The organism is Rhizobium sp. WYCCWR10014 (assembly GCF_001657485.1).
Lineage (GTDB): Bacteria > Pseudomonadota > Alphaproteobacteria > Rhizobiales > Rhizobiaceae > Rhizobium.
The window spans coordinates 307,793-326,395 of record NZ_LXFU01000048.1; the positions used below are offsets into that span (position 1 = coordinate 307,793).

At 61.9% G+C, this 18,603-nt stretch carries 20 protein-coding genes; 8 read left to right on the forward strand and 12 right to left on the reverse strand.

Annotation, left to right across the window (positions count from 1 at the left end):
- Positions 1 to 151: 151 nt before the first annotated feature.
- A complete protein-coding gene (locus A6U98_RS27525; RefSeq protein ID WP_064654128.1) occupies positions 152 to 592 on the reverse strand; it encodes a cytochrome c in 441 nt (146 codons plus the stop codon).
- Positions 593 to 718: 126 nt separating this feature from the next.
- Entirely contained in the window at positions 719 to 1,354 is a 636-nt protein-coding gene (locus A6U98_RS27530; RefSeq protein ID WP_064654130.1) for a LysE family translocator, read from the reverse strand.
- A 129-nt stretch (positions 1,355 to 1,483) separates the two neighbouring features.
- Between A6U98_RS27530 and A6U98_RS27535 the strand changes: the two genes are divergently transcribed.
- Positions 1,484 to 2,176, forward strand: coding sequence for a YafY family protein (locus A6U98_RS27535; RefSeq protein WP_064654132.1), 693 nt, complete (start codon positions 1,484 to 1,486; stop codon positions 2,174 to 2,176).
- A 22-nt stretch (positions 2,177 to 2,198) separates the two neighbouring features.
- Here A6U98_RS27535 and A6U98_RS27540 read toward each other — a convergent pair whose 3' ends face one another.
- A complete protein-coding gene (locus tag A6U98_RS27540; protein ID WP_064654134.1) occupies positions 2,199 to 2,969 on the reverse strand; it encodes an SDR family oxidoreductase in 771 nt (256 codons plus the stop codon).
- 177 nt (positions 2,970 to 3,146) lie between these two features.
- Here A6U98_RS27540 and A6U98_RS27545 point away from each other — a divergent pair, with 177 nt between their 5' ends.
- Positions 3,147 to 4,055, forward strand: coding sequence for an AraC family transcriptional regulator (locus A6U98_RS27545; protein ID WP_064654136.1), 909 nt, complete (start codon positions 3,147 to 3,149; stop codon positions 4,053 to 4,055).
- Here the strand turns inward: A6U98_RS27545 and A6U98_RS27550 are convergent.
- The 3 genes from A6U98_RS27550 to A6U98_RS27560 form a co-directional block, all read right to left on the reverse strand.
- The gene (locus tag A6U98_RS27550) at positions 4,052 to 4,897 is read right to left on the reverse strand and encodes a metallophosphoesterase (RefSeq protein WP_064654138.1); all 846 of its coding nucleotides are present in this window, start codon (positions 4,895 to 4,897) and stop codon (positions 4,052 to 4,054) included. The genes A6U98_RS27545 and A6U98_RS27550 overlap by 4 nt on opposite strands.
- Before the next feature lie 65 nt (positions 4,898 to 4,962).
- Positions 4,963 to 5,685 carry an HAD family phosphatase gene (locus A6U98_RS27555; RefSeq protein WP_064654140.1) on the reverse strand — a complete coding sequence of 241 codons (723 nt, stop codon included), beginning with the start codon at positions 5,683 to 5,685 and terminating at the stop codon, positions 4,963 to 4,965.
- A gap of 125 nt (positions 5,686 to 5,810) precedes the next feature.
- On the reverse strand, positions 5,811 to 6,413 hold the full coding sequence (locus tag A6U98_RS27560) for a superoxide dismutase (protein WP_008528928.1): 603 nt from the start codon (positions 6,411 to 6,413) through the stop codon (positions 5,811 to 5,813).
- 224 nt (positions 6,414 to 6,637) lie between these two features.
- Here A6U98_RS27560 and A6U98_RS27565 point away from each other — a divergent pair, with 224 nt between their 5' ends.
- The 3 genes from A6U98_RS27565 (at position 6,638) to A6U98_RS27575 (ending at position 8,688) form a co-directional block, all read left to right on the forward strand.
- Positions 6,638 to 6,964, forward strand: coding sequence for a hypothetical protein (locus A6U98_RS27565; protein WP_064654142.1), 327 nt, complete (start codon positions 6,638 to 6,640; stop codon positions 6,962 to 6,964).
- Positions 6,965 to 7,243: 279 nt separating this feature from the next.
- Complete coding sequence (locus tag A6U98_RS27570) at positions 7,244 to 7,897, forward strand: class I SAM-dependent methyltransferase (RefSeq protein ID WP_064654144.1); 654 nt, start codon at positions 7,244 to 7,246, stop codon at positions 7,895 to 7,897.
- A gap of 59 nt (positions 7,898 to 7,956) precedes the next feature.
- Positions 7,957 to 8,688 (forward strand): sulfite exporter TauE/SafE family protein, encoded by a 732-nt coding sequence (locus A6U98_RS27575; protein ID WP_064654145.1) that lies wholly within the window; start codon positions 7,957 to 7,959, stop codon positions 8,686 to 8,688.
- 27 nt (positions 8,689 to 8,715) lie between these two features.
- Here the strand turns inward: A6U98_RS27575 and A6U98_RS27580 are convergent, their stop codons facing one another.
- The gene (locus tag A6U98_RS27580) at positions 8,716 to 9,060 is read right to left on the reverse strand and encodes a nuclear transport factor 2 family protein (RefSeq protein ID WP_064654147.1); all 345 of its coding nucleotides are present in this window, start codon (positions 9,058 to 9,060) and stop codon (positions 8,716 to 8,718) included.
- Between the two features lie 331 nt (positions 9,061 to 9,391).
- On the opposite strand from A6U98_RS27580, the gene A6U98_RS27585 reads away from it, so the two are divergent.
- Positions 9,392 to 10,633 carry a multidrug efflux MFS transporter gene (locus A6U98_RS27585; RefSeq protein WP_064654172.1) on the forward strand — a complete coding sequence of 414 codons (1,242 nt, stop codon included), beginning with the start codon at positions 9,392 to 9,394 and terminating at the stop codon, positions 10,631 to 10,633.
- On the opposite strand, the gene A6U98_RS27590 is transcribed toward A6U98_RS27585, so the two are convergent.
- Positions 10,630 to 11,250: a TetR/AcrR family transcriptional regulator gene (locus A6U98_RS27590; RefSeq protein WP_064654148.1), complete on the reverse strand. Its 621-nt coding sequence runs from the start codon at positions 11,248 to 11,250 to the stop codon at positions 10,630 to 10,632. The two genes, A6U98_RS27585 and A6U98_RS27590, sit on opposite strands and share 4 nt — an antisense overlap.
- A 116-nt stretch (positions 11,251 to 11,366) precedes the next feature.
- On the opposite strand from A6U98_RS27590, the gene gstA reads away from it, so the two are divergent.
- Positions 11,367 to 12,050 carry a glutathione transferase GstA gene (gene gstA, locus A6U98_RS27595; RefSeq protein ID WP_064654149.1) on the forward strand — a complete coding sequence of 228 codons (684 nt, stop codon included), beginning with the start codon at positions 11,367 to 11,369 and terminating at the stop codon, positions 12,048 to 12,050.
- 31 nt (positions 12,051 to 12,081) lie between these two features.
- On the opposite strand, the gene nadE is transcribed toward gstA, so the two are convergent.
- The 4 genes from nadE to A6U98_RS27615 all read right to left on the reverse strand — a co-directional run bounded on the left by nadE (position 12,082) and on the right by A6U98_RS27615 (position 17,438).
- Positions 12,082 to 12,915 (reverse strand): ammonia-dependent NAD(+) synthetase, encoded by an 834-nt coding sequence (gene nadE / locus A6U98_RS27600; RefSeq protein WP_064654150.1) that lies wholly within the window; start codon positions 12,913 to 12,915, stop codon positions 12,082 to 12,084.
- Between the two features lie 321 nt (positions 12,916 to 13,236).
- Positions 13,237 to 14,442 carry an adenylate/guanylate cyclase domain-containing protein gene (locus tag A6U98_RS27605; RefSeq protein ID WP_064654151.1) on the reverse strand — a complete coding sequence of 402 codons (1,206 nt, stop codon included), beginning with the start codon at positions 14,440 to 14,442 and terminating at the stop codon, positions 13,237 to 13,239.
- Between the two features lie 30 nt (positions 14,443 to 14,472).
- Positions 14,473 to 16,092, reverse strand: coding sequence for an MDR family MFS transporter (locus tag A6U98_RS27610; protein WP_064654152.1), 1,620 nt, complete (start codon positions 16,090 to 16,092; stop codon positions 14,473 to 14,475).
- 98 nt (positions 16,093 to 16,190) lie between these two features.
- Complete coding sequence (locus A6U98_RS27615) at positions 16,191 to 17,438, reverse strand: HlyD family secretion protein (RefSeq protein ID WP_064654153.1); 1,248 nt, start codon at positions 17,436 to 17,438, stop codon at positions 16,191 to 16,193.
- A 138-nt stretch (positions 17,439 to 17,576) separates the two neighbouring features.
- Between A6U98_RS27615 and A6U98_RS27620 the strand changes: the two genes are divergently transcribed.
- Complete coding sequence (locus tag A6U98_RS27620; RefSeq protein WP_064654154.1) at positions 17,577 to 18,479, forward strand: LysR family transcriptional regulator; 903 nt, start codon at positions 17,577 to 17,579, stop codon at positions 18,477 to 18,479.
- Positions 18,480 to 18,603: the final 124 nt, after the last annotated feature.

The window sequence follows — 18,603 nt, forward strand, 5'->3', positions numbered from 1 at the left end:
GCGACCCGTCTGCGCAGGCGGAGAATAAGGCGATCCGCGCCGGCGACAAGGCCAGCGCGGATCCAGTACTATCTTTTGTTTTACGCAATCCCGGACGCAAAACCGCTGCACAGTTTTGCTGGAATTGCTCCAGATGAAAAAGGCCTATCGCTCACTTGCTGAGGCGATAGGCCTTGTGACAGCCAGCGCAATTGGCGCCGAGCGTGTTCATCGTGGCGCCGACGGCCGCAGGATCGGCAGGAAGCTGGGCCAGCGCGGTTTCGGCGTCAGTGGAGAGCTTGCCGGCGCGGGCCTTGAAGTCGTCCATGTTTTCCCAGATCTTCGGGCTCGCGCCCTCGTCGCCCGTCTCCGTGCCCGGCTTGAACTGATCGGGGAAGACCTTGGAGGTTGCGGCGATCGTCGTCAGCGCCGCCTTCACCGCTTCGGCGTCATAGGGCTTGGTGCCCTTGGCGATGGCTGCCAAGGCCCCGGCCGAACCGCCGATCTGCTTCATCAACGCAACGCGCGAATCATGGGTGCCGTCGGCGGCGGTCACCGAACCGAAGGCCATGCCGGCCATGGCAACGGCTGCAGTTGCTGCTTTCCAATTCATATTGCTCTCCCTTTTTCCTCGGCCAAGCTGGCCGATGGCCAATCTGCACCGGGAGCATGACAAAATCCATGCGTCCTGGCAGTCACGTTTTGCCGGATCATCATAAAAACAATGTGATAGGGCGGCTCAGGCGCTTTTCCACCCCTGCCAGAGGCTGAAGGCGGAAACAGCAACCAGCAGCAGTCCAGCGAAGCGGCCGACAAAGGCCGTGACGTCAGGGTTGGCGACGAGCAGGTCGCGGCTGCGGCCGGCCGTCATCGCCAGCGTGCCGTAAATGGCGAACTGGGTGACGACGGTCATGACGCCCATGATCAGCCCCTGCATCCAGATCGGGCCATATTCTGGTCTCAGGAACTGCGGGTAGACGGCAAACATGAAGATATAGGCCTTCGGGTTGACCAGACAGGTGACGGCGCCCTGGCGGAAGGCGCGCCAGCCGGAGCGTGCGGTTCCCGGCCCGACCGCCTCGACGGTGATCGAACTGCGGATCAGCGAAATTCCGATCCAGATCATGTAGGCGACGCCGGCAAAGAGCAGCACGTTGAAGAGCTGCGGCAGCATGGTGACGAGCACGCCGACGCCGGCCGCGCCATAGGCCGAATGCACGGCGCCGCCGGCCATGATGCCGCCGGTTGCCGCCAGCCCGCGTTTGACGCCGCCGGTCAGCGAATTGGCGAGCACGAAGAGCATGTCCATGCCCGGCACGATGATGATGCCGAAGAGAAGGGTGAAGAAGAGCCAGAGGTTTTCGTTGTAGTTCATGTCAGTTACCGCCTTGAGTTCTGCGGGCCGTTTTGAAAGACCCTGATTGATTTCAATCCGATAGGCGGCTCTATACGGGAACCCAACTGACAGTGTATTGTCAGGAGCGTGGCGGATGGGAGAGGTTAAATGCGCAAGGCCTCGCGGCTTTTCGAGATCATTCAGATCCTCAGGCTGGCAAGAAAGCCGATGACGGCGGCGACAATGGCCGAGACGCTTGAAGTGACCGTGCGCTCGATCTATCGCGACATCGCCGCCCTTCAGGCGATGCGGGTGCCGATCGAGGGCGGGCGCGGCATCGGCTACATCATGCGGCCGGGCTTCGACCTGCCGCCGCTGATGTTCTCGATCGAGGAGATGGAGGCGATCGTGCTGTCGCTAGCGCTGCTCGAACGGACAGCGGACGAGGAGCTGAAACAGGCCGCGCGCCGGGTCAACCGGAAGATATCAGGCGCCGTGCCGGCGCCGCTGCGCCAGGCGATGGACAACAAGGCGCTTTATGCCTGGGGCTCGATTGCTCAGCCGGCAGGCTTCGATCTTGCGATCGTGCGCCGCGCAATCCGCGATGAACGCAAGCTGATGCTCGGCTACCGCGACGAACTCGGCCGCGCCAGCGAACGGACGATCCGGCCGGTCGCGCTGATCTATTATTCGCAGACCGCCAATATCGTCGCCTGGTGCGAGCTGCGCCAGGCAATCCGCAATTTCCGCAGCGACCGGGTGGAGCACTGCGCGACGAGCGAAGATTTCTTCAAGGGCGATGGCGACCGGCTGCGGGAACTCTGGACCAGTGGCTGGACGGAGAAACCGATCGCGGTCTAGCTATTCGCCCAATCGCGATTATTCAGAGCGACATGCCGCCCGAAACCTCGATGCGCTGGGCGTTGACCCAACGGTTGGCATCGCTCAGGAGGGACGCGATCATCGGCCCTATATCGTCGGGCACACCGGCGCGGCCCAGTGCGGTCATGGAGGCGACCGCACGGTTGATCTCCGGATTGTCCCGCACCATGCCGCCGCTGAAATCGGTTTCGATGGCGCCCGGAGCGACGGTATTGACGGCAATGCCGCGGGGGCCAAGCTCCTTGGCCATGTAGCGCGTCAGCACCTCGACTGCGCCCTTTATCGAGCCGTAGGCCGAAGCGCCCACCATGGCCATGCGGGCAAGACCGCTGGAGAGGTTGACGATGCGGCCGCCGTCCTCGATCACCGGCAGGAGCTTCTGCGTGAGGAAGAAGACTCCCTTGAAATGCAGGTTGTAAAGCTTGTCCATCTCCGCTTCGGTCGTCTCCCAAATCGGGGCGTGGTAGCTGGTGCCGGCATTGTTGACGAGAAAATCGAAGTGCTCACGCCCCCAGCCCTTGAGGATCTCGCGAACATTTTCGACAAAGGCATCGAACGCCGCCACGTTGCCGGCGTCAAGTTGAAGTGCGGCGGCCTTGCGGCCCAGCGCCTCGATCTCAGCGACGACCCTCTCCGCCTCGTCGCGGTTCGAGTTGTAGGTCAAGATCACATCGACGCCGCTCCTTGCCAGATTGACGACCGTATTACGGCCCAGGCCGCGGCTTCCGCCGGTTACGATTGCGATTTTCGAGGTTGAATTTTGGTTAGGCATTTCAGGTACTCCTGATGTTTTGATAGACCAGTTTATGCGCCGCAAGCCTGGAATCATGAATGCCGAAACCCTGCAATTTCTTGCCTATTCCTCCAAACGCCTTGCCCAGCCGAGCTGAGGGATTAAGATCATCCTCACCGGCGCAGTAGACCGACCCCGCGTTCACTGGAGACTAAGATGTCCGCAGATCTGAAGCAGGCGCTCAATGGGTACATGGATGCACATGGCGGAGGTGACGGGCTCTTTGCCACCGCTATCGATGGTTTTTTCCTGATGCGTTCCAGCACTCTCTCCATGCCGAAACCGGCGATCTACCGACCGGCGCTCTGCATTATCGTCGATGGCGCCAAGCAGCTCATGTTCGGAGACCGCCTTTTCGATTACGAAGCGATGCAAGCGCTTATCATCAGCGTCGAGATGCCAGCCTTCGGACAGGTGACGAAAGCCAGTGCCGAACGACCGATGATCGCCATCAACCTGGAACTCGACGTCACTATCTTGCGCGAGGTGCTGGAGGAGATGGATGCACCGCCGAAACCGGCAGGCGACGGCGGGCCGGGTGTTTTCGTACAAGAATTCGGCCTCGAGCTGCAGGACTGCATACTGAGACTGATCCGGACGCTCGCAACGCCCAAGGCGATCCCGATCCTTCATCCGGCAATCATGCGAGAGATCAGTTTCTGGCTGCTTTCCGGAAAAAATGGCGATGAGGTCTGCAAGCTTGCGTTGCCCGACAGCCATACGCGCCGTGTGGCCGAGGCCATCTACCTGTTGCGCGGCAATTTTGCGGGCGCGGTGCGGGTGGAAAAGCTTGCAGCGGCAGCCAAGATGAGCCCTTCCTCCTTCCACCAGCATTTCAAAATCCTGACCACGATGACGCCGCTGCAGTATCAGAAGCAGTTGCGGCTACTCGAGGCCCGGCGGCTGATGGTGACCGATGGGTTCAACGCCGCAAACGCGGCCTACCAGGTGGGTTACGAGAGCGCCTCTCAGTTCAGCCGCGAATATGCCCGCATGTTCGGGACACCACCGAAGCGCGACATCAGTGAAATGAGGGCGATGCCGGCTGAGCCGGCAATCAGCTAGATGGACAGCGTTCGGCTCATCTCGCGGCCGAAGCCGCGGATTTCGATGCGGTCGGCATGGACCTCGACGATCGCGAAGGCGTTTTCCGTCTCGGTGTCGACCACGCCCTTGAAATTGACGAAGTGGCAGGCGCCGGCCATGCCGTAATTGCCGACGTGGTCGTGACCGTTGAGATAGGCGACGACATTGCGCTGAGAAGCGAGCAGCGCGACGATGCGCTCGCTGTCCCACATTCCGTGCTCACCGGGCGGATGCACCGGATAGTGATTCATGACGATCACCTTCTCGCCGGCCTCGGCCGCTTTTGCGATTTCATCACCAAGCCAGGCGAACTGCTCGTCGCTCAGCGCGGCATTCCAGCGATGGGCATTCCTGGCACCCTTGGCCTGCAGCTCCGCCAGCATCTCGGCGGCAAGCGCACGATGATGATGGCCTTCGGGCGGCGCGAAGATGCTGACCTCATTGCCGTCAAGCACGATAAAGCGCCAGCCGTGGCGCAAGAAGCTATAATAGGGCGATGGCATGCCGAGGCGCGCGGCGACTTCGGACAAATGTCCTGCAGAGACCGAGAAATCGTGGTTGCCAAGCAGGAAGAGCGCCTCGTGCCTGAGCTTCTCATAGACCGGCAGGATATCGTCGAAGCTTGAAAAGCTGCGGTCGATGACATCGCCGAGCGTCATGACGAAGCTCAATTCCCAGCCGTTGAAGACCTCGATCGCCGCGGCGACCTTGGCGAGGCTGTTGGCGTAATAGCGATCCATGGCCACATGCGGCGCGATGGCGGCATATTGCGGGTCGGCGATGATGCCGAAGCGGAACAGGGGAGAAGAGGAAGAAGACATGGGGCGTGATTAGGAGCGGCCGATGACAGGGATGTGACGGCGTCCTAAAGCATGATCGAATTGCGTCAACTGCTGAGATCCCCAAGTGTATGATTCGCAGATCCGATGCGCTCATTTCGCTGGAGCGTATCGATCAAGACAGCAAGAACGTCGTGTAAATCTGGTGCGACACATGCACATAGACTTTGAATATCCGGCGCTGGCTGCACGAGATCGGGCACCATTATGGTCATCAGACCGGCACGAGATGCCGAAAGCACACCGTTGCGGGAATCCTCAAGTGCAACACAACGGCTGGGGTCCACCCCTAACCGGCTTGCAGCTTTCAAGTACGGCTCTGGATGAGGTTTCGCCGCTGTATAGTCTCCACGGGCGATGATGTGTCTAAAGCGATCTCTGAGATTCACCGCCAGCAGATGGCTGAGCACTGTGTCATGGTCTGAGGAGGTGACGATGGCCCATGGAAGGTGAGCCTCTTCCAACCAGTCTAGCATTTCGATGACCCCAGGCTTGAGGCGAAGCTCTGTTGCGACCATCGTCTGAAACTGATCCGAGGCCTGTTTCCACAAGTCCTCAATGGCAATTTCTCCGCCAAGATGCGTGCCTAGAAGCGCCTTGGCTGACGCGCTCGGTAGTCCAATCGTTTCCAGATAGGCGGACACCGGGATTTTAAACCCGTTTTCCTCAGCGGCCTTGATAACTGCGTCCCGATACAAAGCCTCGGTATCGAAAATTAAGCCATCCATGTCGAACAGGACGGCTTCGGGCTTATACGGAAGATGCTTCATCTGTTGAGGATCTCACAAAGATTTCACGACTGATCGTAAAACGAAACACCCGGCGTTTGCGGCGCCGGGTGTCAAATTCAAAGAGGCTGACGATATCGCCGCCATGGCGGCGCGTCTGGTACCGCTTACTTCGTCGCTTCTTCGTAGCGCTCCAGGACGTAGTCCCAGTTGATCAGGCTATCGACGAAGGCCTCGAGATATTTCGGGCGGGCGTTGCGATAGTCGATGTAGTAGGAGTGTTCCCAGACGTCGACGCCGAGGATCGGGGTGGCGCCGTGAACGAGCGGGTTTTCGCCGTTCGGGGTCTTGGAGATTTCGAGCTTGCCGTTCTTGACGGAAACCCAGGCCCAACCGGAGCCGAACTGGGTGGCGCCGGCATTGGCGAAATCGGCCTTGAACTTGTCATAGCCGCCGAGATCGGAGGTAAAGGCCGCTTCGAGCTTGCCCGGCAGCTTGTTGCCGCCGCCGCCCTTCTTCATCCACTTCCAGAAATGGATGTGGTTGTAGTGCTGGGCCGCGTTGTTGAAGAGGCCGGCATTGGTGCCGAAGGACTTCTTGACGACGTCTTCGAGCGACAGGTCCGAAAGACCAGCTTCAGCGGCGAGCTTGTTGCCGTTGTCGACATAGGCCTTGTGGTGCTTGTCGTGGTGGAACTCCAGCGTTTCCTTCGACATGAAGGGAGCAAGCGCTTCGTAGTCATAGGGAAGTTCAGGCAATTCGAAAGCCATGTCAGATCTCCTCTTGGCAATAGATTGCGTCTCGGCAGGTGAGGCGGAACATAGGAGGGGAAAGGGGGAGAGGCAACCGGCGAATTATCAAAAAACGACCGGCCGGAGGAAAATTTGCCTCAGTTACAGGGTTGGAGTCGCGCGTAGAAATCGCTTGGGCAAATCGATGGGAATACCCGCCCCGGAAACCACTTTGCCTGATATGGAGATCAACGGAGACCGATATGAACAGGAATATAATCCAGCTTCTCGCTGCCGCCGCGCTGCTTTCGCTTTCAGGTGCGGCGCATGCCTCCTCCGATGAGGCCTGGAAGCAGCTCGCCGCCGACGTCAAGGCCAAATGCAAGAAGGCAGCGGTCACCATCGAGAAGCCCAGCGCCACCGTCGATCCCTTCGGCAGTTCGCATTACGGGCTTGCCTTGGTGACAGGCAAGCCAAAGGGCGCCAAGGGGCTGATCGCCCAGATCTGCGTCTACGACAAGCAAAAGAAAACCGTCGAGATCGGCAGCGAACTGGACGCCAAACAGCTCGGTCTCGCGCCGGCAAAATAGGCTGCCGCGGGGCTGCCCAGGTGCCGCCAAAGTGATCGCAAGTGAGAATCTGTGCCCTGCGTCACATTTCGTGGGGAACAGGAGCCTACCCTTAGGAGTTGAAAGGCTGGGCTTTAGGGTGGTTCGGCTTTTTTATTGGAAGCGCAGAACCGCTCAAATCTTTTGTTTTATGCATTCCAGGAAAACCACTTTTCACTTTTCCTGGAATTATGCAGCAATTCAAAGTGTTCGCGTCTTTTGGGCGTCTGAAAGGCGCGTGGCGCTGTGGGAGGTGCCGGCATGTCAGAGCTTCGCAGCAGGGCGGAAGATCAGCAAAAAATCTACCAGCGTTGGGCGCCGGTCTATGACCGCGTCTATCGCGGCATCCTGCGCGATGGCCACCGCAAGCTTGCAGCCCTCGGCGCCGCGGCCGGCACCGACATCCTGGAGATCGGCGTCGGCACGGGCCTGACGCTTGGCCATTACCCGCGCCACTGCCGGGTGACCGGCATCGACATTTCCGAACACATGATCGCGCGGGCGCGCGAAAAGGCGAAACGCGAAAACCTTGAGCATGTGCAGGCGCTGGAGGTGATGGATGCGCATGCGCTCACCTTTGCCGACCGGTCTTTCGATGCGGTCTGCCTGCCTTTCGTCATCACGCTCATCCCCGAACCCGAACGGGCGCTGGACGAATGCGCCAGGGTGCTGAGGCCGGGCGGCGAGATCATCCTCGCCAGCAAGCTTGGCGACGGCGCCGGTCTGCAGGGCGCGATCGAGACGGCGGTGGCGCCGCTGGTGCGTCACATCGGCTGGTCCTCCGCCTTCCGCATTCACCGCATCGTCGCCTGGACGGAGCGCCGAGGCGATTTTGCCGCTACCGATATCCTGCCGGTCTTTCCGAACGGATTCTTCAAGATCGTCCGGCTGAAGCAGCGCGGACTTGCCGGCTAAGACCGGAAATTTTTGCCGTGTCGCTTATTCTGATGCTACCGTTCGTCTGAGGGGACTGCATGACATCGGATTTCTTCTTTTTCATCGTCGTAGGTTTCTGCGCGCAGATCGTCGACGGCGCGCTCGGCATGGCCTTCGGCGTGCTGTCGACGACGAGCCTTCTCGCCTTCGGGGTGCCGGTCGCCAATGCCAGTGCCATGACGCATGTGGCGGAAATGTTCACAACCGCCGCCTCGGGCCTTTCGCATGCCTATCATCGCAACGTCGACTGGCGCCTGGTGGCGCGGCTTGCACCGGCCGGCATGATCGGCGGCGCGATCGGCGCCTATCTGCTGGCCAATATCGACGGCAAGGTGATCGCGCCCTTCGTGTCGGCCTATCTGATCGCGATCGGACTGGTGATCCTCTACAAGGCCTTTCGGCCACCGCCGAAGCGGGATGTCCGCGACTGGATCGTGCCGCCGGTCGGGTTTTGCGGCGGCGTGCTCGATGCCATCGGCGGCGGCGGATGGGGGCCGATCGTCACCAGTTCGCTGGTCAGCCGCGGCCATGACCTGAAACGGGTGATCGGCTCGACCAATTTCACCGAATTCGCCGTGACGCTGACGATTTCCCTGACCTTCATGCTGACGCTCGGCTGGTCGGAACTCAATTCGGCGATCGGCCTGATCATCGGCGGCGTCATCGCTGCCCCCTTCGGCGCGATCCTCGTCAAACGGCTACCGGTGCGGCCGCTGATGGTGGCGGTCTCGATGATCATCATCGGCACTTCGGCAATGCGGCTCCTGTAAAGACCGGGCGATCGCCATCCGGCCGGATCAGAGATTCCGGCCGAAATAAACATCCACGGATGCGATCTTGTCGCCGCGGAAGCGAAAGCTCTCTATGTTGCGGAAGCTGCCGCCATCCCGTTTTTCGGCACGGTAGCGGACGACCGCCTCGTCGCCGTCGATCGCCAGGAATTCGATGTCAAAGCCGCGGAAGACCGGCTCCTTCGGCCAGCAGCGCTCGAAATAGGTGGCTCGGTCGATGTGGTCGTCGCGCGGACTGGAAAAGGTGAAATCCTCCGTCAACATGGCGCCGACGATGTCCTTGCGGTCCTCGAGATAGGCGACGTAGAGATGACGGAGAGTCTGCTCTCGGGATGTGCGCATGTCGCTCATGGCAATGTCCTCGGATTAACCGATTGCACCATGCAATCAGTCATGTTGTAGCAGGTTTGCCCGAAAGGATCCAGATTGCGGCTCTCATCTCCAAAGACAGGCCACCAATGCGGAAGCGCCATCTTGAAGGATGGGCCATAGCGCGGTTATATCAGCGCGTGCCCGCCCTGGAACGGCGAGCGCATGCACCGCTACGGCCTATGCGTTCGACCTCGAAAAGCTCGATCTCAGGACAGTTTCACCCGCGCCGATTTCCTCGCCGCGGCAATGGGCACATCGTTCCATCGGGGCGGCGGAACCGCGCCGCACCATCAATGCCGAGGCCGAGAGAATGACCGATACGCAATTGGACGCCGCCAGCGCCAGGCCCGGCTCTATCCACTGGAAGCGCAATCTCACCATCTCGCTGATCGGCTCCTTCACCACCATCGTGGCGATGACGCTACTGCTTCCCTTCCTGCCGCTCTATGTCGAGGAACTCGGTGTCAGCGACCACGCCGCGATCGTGCAATGGTCGGGCATTGCCTATGGCGCCACCTTCTTCGCTGCGGCTCTCGTCGCGCCGCTCTGGGGGCGGCTTGGCGATATATACGGCCGCAAGCTGATGCTGGTGCGCGCCAGCCTCGGCATGACACTGGCGATCTCGCTGATGGGCATGGCCGGCAATGTCTGGCAGCTGGTGGCGCTGCGCCTCTTCGTCGGGCTTGCCGGCGGTTACGCCTCCGGCTCGATGGTGCTGGTGGCGACGCAGACGCCGAAGGACCGGTCGGCCTGGGCGCTCGGCGTGCTCTCCTCCGGCATCATGGCCGGCAATCTCGTCGGGCCGCTGATCGGCGGGGCGCTGCCGCCGATCATCGGCATCCGCGGCACGTTTCTCGCCGCCGGCGGCATGATCTTCCTCGCCTTCCTCGCCACGGCCTTCCTGATCAAGGAGGAGAAATCGCCGGCCCGCAAAAAGGCGGCCAAGGCCAGCGGCGGCTGGAAATCCATCGCCGACAAGCGGCCCGTCATCGCCATGCTGGCGACCGGTATGCTCTTGATGTTTGCCAATATGTCGATCGAGCCGATCATCACCGTCTATGTCGCGCAACTCGTGCCCGTCGAATCCCAGGTGACGATGGTATCGGGCGTCGTCATGTCGGCGGCCGCGCTCGGCAGCATTCTCTCGGCCTCATGGCTCGGCAAGCTCGCCGACCGGATCGGCCATTGGCCGGTCATTTCAGGCGCGCTTGCCGTCGCCGGGCTGCTGCTGATCCCGCAGGCCTTCGTCACCAGCTCCTGGCAGCTGATCATCCTGCGCTTCCTGATGGGCGCAGCACTCGGCGGGCTGCTGCCCTGCATCGCCGCGGTCATCCGCCACAGCGTGCCTGATAGTGCGGCCGGCAGCATTCTCGGGCTTTCGATTTCCTCGCAATATGTCGGCCAGGTGGCCGGCCCCATCCTTGGCGGCTTTGTCGGCGGGCATATCGGCATGCGGGCGGTGTTCCTGGGCACCTCCGTGCTGCTTCTCGGCGGCGCGGCCTATGCCTGGATGGTGCGGCCGAGGGATGAAGAAACATCAGGCTCTGCCTAAGCGTGACCGGCGCTCCCGCAGATCAGCTCGACGCCCGACCGGGCGATCGCTTCCAGCGTCTCGCGGCTGTCGCCGGCGCGGGCGCGGACGGCGAGCGAATGCATGACGGCGGAGGCGAGCCTTGCAAGCATCTGCGGATCGGCGCTTTGCGGAAGCTCGCCTCTTTCCACGCCAAGGCGCATGCGTTTTTCGATCTCGTCGTCGAAATCGTTGAGGCTGCGGCCAAGCACCTCGCGGACCCGCTCATGCTGGACCGCCTCGACCGATGCCGTGCCGATCAGCAGACAGCCGCGGGCGGCGGTTTCACCGTGCAGGTAGATCGCCAGCGCACCCGCATAGACGCGGGCGATATTGTCGCGCAACGGCAGTGACGGGTCGAGCGCCTCAGTCAACACGTCCATGCCGTCCTGCCGATACCCCTCCAGCGTATCGAGATAGAGATCCTCCTTGTCGCCGAAGGCACCGTAGAGGCTCGGGCGGTTGAGATTGGTGGCCGCACTCAGATTGTCGAGCGAGGTGGCGGCAAACCCCCTGTCCCAGAAGACATCCCGCGCCTTGCCGAGCGCCGCCTTGGCGTCGAAGGCCCTCGGGCGGCCGCGCTTCTTTTCGTCCTTCATATTTTGTACCGTTTCGCATTAAATTCTTGACGAGGATTATTTTATGCGAAACAGTACAAATGTTCAACGCTGTCGGCGAGCGGCATCGACCGCCTCCACGAGGAGAGGAAACCGCAATGAAACTCTATATGCACGCCGCCGCCTGTTCGCTTTCGCCGCACATCATCTGCCGGGAATTGGGGCTCGATATCGAGCTTGTCCAGGTCGACCGGCAGACCCACAGGACGAGCAACGGCGAGGATTATCTCGCCATCAACGGCAACGGTTATGTGCCGGCGCTGATGCTCGACGATGGCAAGGTGCTGACCGAGGGGCCGGCCATCGTGCAGTTCCTCGCAGACAGCGTGCCCGAAGGGGCAGCCCTTTTGCCTGAGGTCGGCAACATCCGCCGCAACGAGGTGCAGTCCTATCTGAACTTCATCACCGCCGAGCTGCACAAGCCGATGGTGCTGCTCTTCAATCCGATTTATTCCAGCGTTCATGGCGAGGTTCGCGCGCTGATATCGAAGCGGCTCACATGGTTGAACCGCCGCCTTGCCGGACCCTATCTCACCGGCGATGCGTTCACGGTGGCGGATGCCTATCTCTTCGTCTGCCTGAACTGGTCGCCCTGGACCGATATCGATCTCAAGCAATGGCCGGCGCTGCACGGCTTCATGGCTCGTGTGGCGGCGCGGCCGAAGGTGCGCGAGGCGCTGCAAGCCGAAGACCTGGAAGCCTTCGATGCCGACGGCGTCTATTTCGCGCCGCATGCCTATCTCGCTTCATCAGGACGGACGGGCGAGCCGGTCAGACCGTAAACCCCGGGTCGCGCCCGCGCTTGGACGACCGTCAGAGCGCGCTGACCGCCACCGGCAAAGCGCGCTTGTGGGCGGTCGCCCGATAGGCGGCGAGGATGCGGCGGCGGGCGATCTCGCCGACCTGTTTGCCTTCGAGGAAATCGTCGATCTCGTCATAACTGACGCCGTAGGCCTCCTCGTCGGGGCGCAGCGGCCGCTGGTCCTCGAGATCGGCGGTCGGCACCTTGAAGACCAGCTCGTCCGGGGCGCCGAGCCGCTTTGCCAGCAGGCGGACGCGGCGTTTGTTGAGGCCGGCGAGCGGCAGGATATCGGCTGCGCCATCGCCGAATTTGGTGAAGAAGCCCATGACCGCCTCGGCCGCATGATCGGTGCCGATGACGAGGCTGCCAAGCGCCCCGGCCAGGGCGAACTGGGCGATCATGCGCTGACGCGCCTTGATATTGCCGAGGATGAAATCCTGCCGGCCGGCGTCGGCAAAGGCGAGGCCGCCGTCCTGTGCGGCGGCAAGCATCGCATCCGCCGGCGCCTTGATGTTGACCACCATCGATCGGTCGGCACCGATCGTTTCCAGCGCTTTCACCGCATCGGCCTCGTCCGCCTGGACACCATAGGGAAGGCGCACGGCGATGAATTCCGCCGCATGGCCGCTGTCACGCAGCTCGCGCACCGCCTTCTGGGCAAGCAGCGCTGCCGTCAGCGAATCGACGCCGCCGCTGATGCCGAGGACGTAGCCGCGCATACCCGAGGCGATGAGATAATCCTTGAGGAAAGCAGTTCGCCGTTCGATCTCGCGCTCAGCGTCGATCTCGGCGGCGACACCTAGTTCGCGGATGATCTCGCCTTGTTCGTCGAACAGCACAGTCATAAGCCTCTTCCTCCCTGCTTACGGAATTTCGGCGCCACTATGGCGAAAAGATGGGGGAAGACGAAACCGTTTCGGGCAGACCTGCCATGCATTTTATGCAAGTGGGCGGTTGGGACTTGGTCTCTCTTGGCAGGATGCGGCACCCCCCTCTGCCCTGCCGGGCATCTCCCCCACAGGTGGGGAGATCGGCAAGAAGCCATGCCTCGCCCTCAATTTACGATTCGTGTGACGGGCAATTGTTTGGGGAAACCATCGCGCCCATCCAATCTCCCCCCTTGTGGGGGAGATGCCCGGCAGGGCAGAGGGGGTGGCGTCGCGCACCTACCGCACGATCGTAAACAGCTCCACCGGATCGGCAAAACCCTTCAGCCCGTGCGCCCCGACCGACGCCACATCCCCTGCCCCGGCCTCGTCGCGAAACGGCGCCGACATCAGCAGGGCCGCACCCAGGTCGCTGCAGGCAGTCTGGATACGGCTGACCAGGTTGACGTCGCCGCCGATCAGGGTGAAGTCGAGGCGGCGGCCGGAGCCGACATTGCCGTAGCTGACCTCGCCGTAATGCAGGGCGATGCCGGCTTTCACGCCGATGCCCGCGTACTGGAAATGGTCGATCTCCTCGAGGATGGCGCGGGCCGATGCGAGGGCCGCACCGCAGGAATGGGCGGCATCATAGCCCGGGAAGAAGGCAAGCACGGCGTCGCCCATGAACTTCAGCACTTCGCCGCCCTCGCGGGTGATGGCCGGCACGATCCTGTCGAAATAGGCGTTGAGCAGGCCAAGTACGGTGCTGCCGGGCAGCCGGTTCGACAGTTCGGTAAAGCCGCGCAGATCGCAGAGTAGCAGCGCTGCCTCCATCGATTCGATCTCGTCGCGGCGGATGCGGCCGGCCAGGATGCGGCTTGCCGTCAGCGGGCCGATATAGGTATCGAGCAGGCTGAGCTCGACCTGGCGAAGGATGCGCAGCTCGCTGGTGTTGCGCAGCGCCGGCAGGATGCGCTCGATCACCTGACGTTCGGAGGCGGTAAAGCCGCCCGGCCGCTTCGTACCGAAGACGGCGGCGCTGACCGGGCCGTCGACATTGCAGAGCGGCGCGATGACGAGCTGCATCAGGCCGCGATCGGCAAAGACATCGATATGCTGCCAGCGGCCATGCACGCCTTCTCTGGTGTCGACGACCAGCGGCTCGCGGGTTTCCATGACCTTGCGCAGCGGCGTATTTGATATGGCGACGCGCGCGCCGTGTTCCCGGTCGTGGATCTCGACCGGCTCGCCCGGCGCCCAGGCAATGGTGCGGCCGATGAACTCGGGATGCAGCGTCATCAGATGCAAGGTCAGCCGGTCGACTGGCAGGCCGAGCGCCTGGAGCCTGCGGCCGAGGCCGGAGACGAGGCCCGCTTCATCGAGCGCGTGGCATTCGTCGCCGGAGAGCCATTCGATGATGGAGAGCAGCGCAGCGGCGCTGACGGCATGGCCGACGGTCTTCGTTTGGAGCCTGTCGGTATCGGGAGCATAGATCGCTGACGTCATGGCTTTCTCCTCCTTAAGGGAGGCAGGGCGCTAGTGAGCGCCGCCGCCGGAGAGTTGACCGGGTTTCCTGAGAAGCAGGGTTGCAAGCAGGGCGACGACGAGGGCGACGCCGAGCAGGAAGAAGGTGTCACTGAAGGCCATGATATTGGCCTGCTTGCGTATTTTCAGTGCGATGGCGACGACGGCCTTGTGGCTGGCGAGCGCCTGATCGCTGACGCCGTGGCTCATGAAGTAGCCGGTGAGCCTGGCGATGCGATCGCGGGTGGCTTCCTCGAAGACCGAGACCGAGTTGGTCAGGATGTTCGAGTGGAACTGTTCGCGCTTCGACAGGAAGGTCTGCAGCGAGGCGATGCCGACGGCGCCGCCGAGATTGCGCATCATGTTGAAGAGTGCCGAAGCCGAGCCGCCATTTTCCTGCTCGATGCCCGCGGTGGCGATCGCCGAGAGGGGCGTGAAGACGAGCGCCTGGCCGATGGCGCGGACGATGTTCGGCCAGAACAGCTGATCGCTCGCATAATCGCCGGTCATGTGCACATTCATGAAATTCGAGGCGGCGAAAAGGGCAAAGCCGACGACGATCAGCAGGCGGACATCGAAACGCTTCATCAGCTGCGGCACCAGCGGGATCAGCAGCAGCTGCGGGATGCCGGTCCAGGCGAGAACCATGCCGATCTGCTCGGAATTATAGCCCTGGATGCGGGTCAGATAGATCGGCAGCACGAAGACCGAGCCGTAAAGCGCGATACCGAGCAGGAAATTGGCGACGATGCCGAAGCCGAAGTTGCGGCGCACCAGCAGGCGAAGGTTCAGCAGCGGATTGGCGGTCTTCAACTCGATGATCAGGAACAGCGTTAGCGAGACGGCGGCGATAACGGACAGGCGGACAATGAAATCGGAGCCGAACCAGTCTTCCTTGTTGCCCTCTTCCAGCACGGTCTGCAGGGCTGCCAGGCCGATCGCCATGGTGACGATGCCCGGCCAGTCGCCCTTGGCGAGCAGCTTCAGGTTCATCGGCGCCCGGTCGAGCGAAGCCCAGAGCAGGCCGACCATCAGCGCGCCGGGCACCAGGTTGACGTAGAAGATATGTTCCCAGCCCCAATTCTCGGTGAGGTAACCGCCGATCGTCGGGCCGATCGCCGGCGCGAAAGTGGCAGACAGGGCAAAGAGGGCAAGGCCGATCGGCTGCTTGGCCTTGGGCAGCAGGGTGATGATGATGGTGAAGGCCATCGGGATCAGCACGCCGCCGGAAAAGCCCTGAATGGCGCGCAGGATGATCATCTGCTGCAGATTGGCCGCGAAGGCGCAGGCGACGGAGAAGATGAGAAAGAGGATGGCGTTAACAAGCAGATAGTTACGGACCGAGAAAACGCGCGCCAACCAGGCGCTGAGCGGAATGACGACAATCTCGGCAATCAGATAGGAAGTCGAAATCCAGCCGCCGTCATCCGTGCCGGCGCCGATCGCGCCCTGGATATCCGCAAGCGAGGCGTTGACGATCTGGATGTTGAGGACGGCCATGAAAGCGCCGAGCGTCGAGCCGACAACGGCTGCCCACATGCGAAGCGGGCTCATGGCGGAAGGTGCCGTAGGCGCCGCGGCGGCGGGGCGCGCCAGCGAATTGCCGTTTGCGGCGATCTGAAGAGTGGCCATGGCTTATCTCCTTCCAGCTCTCGCGGGAAACTTTCTCATGACGGGGTTCGGTTGATCATTCGGGAATGATCGGGATCATTGGGCGAAGAAGGGAAGGATCATCCAGCGTGGCTGGATAATCCCTCTTCGGCCGCCCCAGTGGCTTGGGCAGGCTTGGTCTCGCCCACCTTGGTCTCGGCAGCTTGGGTTTGGGCAGCCTTGGTATCGATTTCAGGCTCGACCGACATGCCCGAGCGCAAGAGGCCGCTCAGCGCTTCGTCGTCGATGACGATCTTGACCGGGATGCGCTGAACGATCTTGGTGAAATTGCCGGTGGCATTGTCCGGCGGCAGCAGCGAGAATTCCAGGCCGCTTGCCGGCGAAACGCTGTCGACATGCCCCTTGATCGAGATATCGGGAAAGCTGTCGACCTTGATCTCGACCGACTGGCCGGGGCTGATATAGGTCAGCTGCGTTTCCTTGAAGTTGGCGACGACATAGACCGCATGCAGCGGCACGACCGCCATGAGCTGCGTGCCCGAAGTGACATACTGACCGACCCGGATCGACCGGGCGCCGACCGTGCCGTCGACGGCAGCGACGATGTCCGTATAGGAGAGGTTGAGCTCTGCCTGCTGGGCGGCGGCCGCCGCACGGTCGCGCTGGGCAACCGTCTGTTCGCGCTCAGTCTGCAGCACCGGCACCTTATTCTGAGCCGTGACGAGGGCTGCCCGGTCGCGCTCGACGGCGGCAGCGGCCTGGTCGCGGGCCGACTGGGTCTGTTCGGCGCGGGACTGGGTGCCGGCGCCGTTGGTGATCAGGCGGGCCGAGCGGGCGGCATCGGACACGGCAAATTCCAGCGATGCCTGCGAGGCATCGATCGTCGCCCTCGCCTGCTCGATCACCGATTGCTGCAAGGAGATCTGGGCGTCGATATTGGTGATGGCGGCTTCGGCCGCCTTCACATCGGCCTTCGCCTGCGACAGTGCGGCCTGGAAGTCGCGGTCGTCGATGCGGGCGAGAACCTGGCCGGCCTTGACCGCGTCATTGTCGTTGACCAGCACCTGGCTGATATAGCCGGCGACCTTCGGGGCGACAGTGGTGTAATCGGCCTTCACATAGGCATCGTCGGTGGACTCGATGAAGCGGCCGACCGTCCAGTAGCGATAGCCGAAATCGCCTGCGAAAGCGACGCCGGCAAGCAGCGCGGCGGCAATAACGGCGCGCTTGACGATCCGACGGCCGGTCTTTTTTGGCGCTTCCGCAACCAGTGCCTCGGCGGCAGGCGCCCTGGCGGCTTCCTCGGCCAATATTCGCTCGGCCTGTTCGGCACTTTCGAAAACGTCCTTGCGGGGTAACTCGACCATCGTCTTTTTCCTTCGTCTGCTGCCCCGTTTCTGCGAGGGCTTGTTCGATGCGAAGGAAAATGCACCCTGACATTTATTTTGATAATCTGCTTAAATCTGGAAGGATCTTCAACTCTCAGCGGATAATCCGAGGGCAATATGGATCGGCTGACAAGCCTCACAGTCTTTGGCCGGGTGGTGGAATGCGGTGGTTTTTCTGCCGCTGCGCGTCGGCTCAATATGTCCGTCACCATGGTCGGCAATCACGTGCAGTCGCTGGAGGACCGGCTCGGCGTGCGACTGCTCAACCGCACGACGCGCAAGGTCAGCCTGACCGAAACCGGCAAATATTACTATGAGCGCTCTTTGCAGATCCTGGCCGAGCTGGAAGAGGCGGACCGGACGGCAGGCGCGCTGAGTTCGACGCCGCGCGGCACGTTGAAGGTCTATACCAGCAGCGCCATCGTGCGTTTCCTCTTGCCTGTCGTCAGCGAATTTATGGAGCTCTATCCGTCGATCTCACTCGATTTCAGCGTCGGCGAGCGGATGGTCGACATGATCGAGGATGGTTACGACCTGGTGATGCGCACCGTACCGCCGCCGGATTCGTCGCTCGTCGCGCGCAAGCTGACGCCATGGCGCCATATGCTCGTCTGCTCGCCGGCCTATTTCGAGAGCCATCCGATGCCGAAGACGCCGGCCGAGGTCGCCGATCACAATTGCCTGCAATATGCCTATTACCCCTATGGCGACGAATGGCGCTTCGAGGATGGCGAAGGCAAAAAGGAGAGCGTCAAGATTAGCGGCAATGTCGTCTCAAACAGTGCCGAGATGCTGCGCTTCCTGACGCTGACCGGGCGGGGCATCTTCCTGGCGCCGAGTTTCGTGGTGTTCGATGACATCGCCGAAGGGCGGCTGGTGAAGATCATGCCGGACTACCGGCCGATAGAGTTCAACATCAACGCCGTCTACCCCAACCGCAGCCATCTGCCGACGAAGGTGCGGCTGTTCATCGATCTCTTGGCGGAGAGATTTGCGGAGCATCGGAAGTGGATGACGTGAGGGGTGCGGCCATCAGGCTGTAGCTGCCCTCACGGCAAGAAATTGCCCCTCACCCTAACCCTCATATGCGCTAGGTTAGGCGGGCATGTAGAACGTCGCATTGTTTTCGGCGTCTTCGCGGCGG

Bases quoted from the DNA above. Each gene is read 5' to 3' on its own strand.
- A6U98_RS27590 (WP_064654148.1), bottom strand. From the start codon at position 11,250: ATGAAGGACGAAAAGAAGCGCGGCCGCCCGAGGGCCTTCGACGCCAAG.
- A6U98_RS27585 (WP_064654172.1), top strand. From the start codon at position 9,392: ATGACCGATACGCAATTGGACGCCGCCAGCGCCAGGCCCGGCTCTATC.
- A6U98_RS27530 (WP_064654130.1), bottom strand. From the start codon at position 1,354: ATGAACTACAACGAAAACCTCTGGCTCTTCTTCACCCTTCTCTTCGGC.
- A6U98_RS27565 (WP_064654142.1), top strand. From the start codon at position 6,638: ATGAACAGGAATATAATCCAGCTTCTCGCTGCCGCCGCGCTGCTTTCG.
- A6U98_RS27570 (WP_064654144.1), top strand. From the start codon at position 7,244: ATGTCAGAGCTTCGCAGCAGGGCGGAAGATCAGCAAAAAATCTACCAG.
- A6U98_RS27525 (WP_064654128.1), bottom strand. From the start codon at position 592: ATGAATTGGAAAGCAGCAACTGCAGCCGTTGCCATGGCCGGCATGGCC.
- A6U98_RS27610 (WP_064654152.1), bottom strand. From the start codon at position 16,092: ATGGCCACTCTTCAGATCGCCGCAAACGGCAATTCGCTGGCGCGCCCC.
- A6U98_RS27605 (WP_064654151.1), bottom strand. From the start codon at position 14,442: ATGACGTCAGCGATCTATGCTCCCGATACCGACAGGCTCCAAACGAAG.
- A6U98_RS27545 (WP_064654136.1), top strand. From the start codon at position 3,147: ATGTCCGCAGATCTGAAGCAGGCGCTCAATGGGTACATGGATGCACAT.
- A6U98_RS27550 (WP_064654138.1), bottom strand. From the start codon at position 4,897: ATGTCTTCTTCCTCTTCTCCCCTGTTCCGCTTCGGCATCATCGCCGAC.
- A6U98_RS27540 (WP_064654134.1), bottom strand. From the start codon at position 2,969: ATGCCTAACCAAAATTCAACCTCGAAAATCGCAATCGTAACCGGCGGA.
- A6U98_RS27560 (WP_008528928.1), bottom strand. From the start codon at position 6,413: ATGGCTTTCGAATTGCCTGAACTTCCCTATGACTACGAAGCGCTTGCT.
- nadE (WP_064654150.1), bottom strand. From the start codon at position 12,915: ATGACTGTGCTGTTCGACGAACAAGGCGAGATCATCCGCGAACTAGGT.
- A6U98_RS27580 (WP_064654147.1), bottom strand. From the start codon at position 9,060: ATGAGCGACATGCGCACATCCCGAGAGCAGACTCTCCGTCATCTCTAC.
- A6U98_RS27575 (WP_064654145.1), top strand. From the start codon at position 7,957: ATGACATCGGATTTCTTCTTTTTCATCGTCGTAGGTTTCTGCGCGCAG.
- A6U98_RS27615 (WP_064654153.1), bottom strand. From the start codon at position 17,438: ATGGTCGAGTTACCCCGCAAGGACGTTTTCGAAAGTGCCGAACAGGCC.
- A6U98_RS27535 (WP_064654132.1), top strand. From the start codon at position 1,484: ATGCGCAAGGCCTCGCGGCTTTTCGAGATCATTCAGATCCTCAGGCTG.
- A6U98_RS27620 (WP_064654154.1), top strand. From the start codon at position 17,577: ATGGATCGGCTGACAAGCCTCACAGTCTTTGGCCGGGTGGTGGAATGC.
- gstA (WP_064654149.1), top strand. From the start codon at position 11,367: ATGAAACTCTATATGCACGCCGCCGCCTGTTCGCTTTCGCCGCACATC.
- A6U98_RS27555 (WP_064654140.1), bottom strand. From the start codon at position 5,685: ATGAAGCATCTTCCGTATAAGCCCGAAGCCGTCCTGTTCGACATGGAT.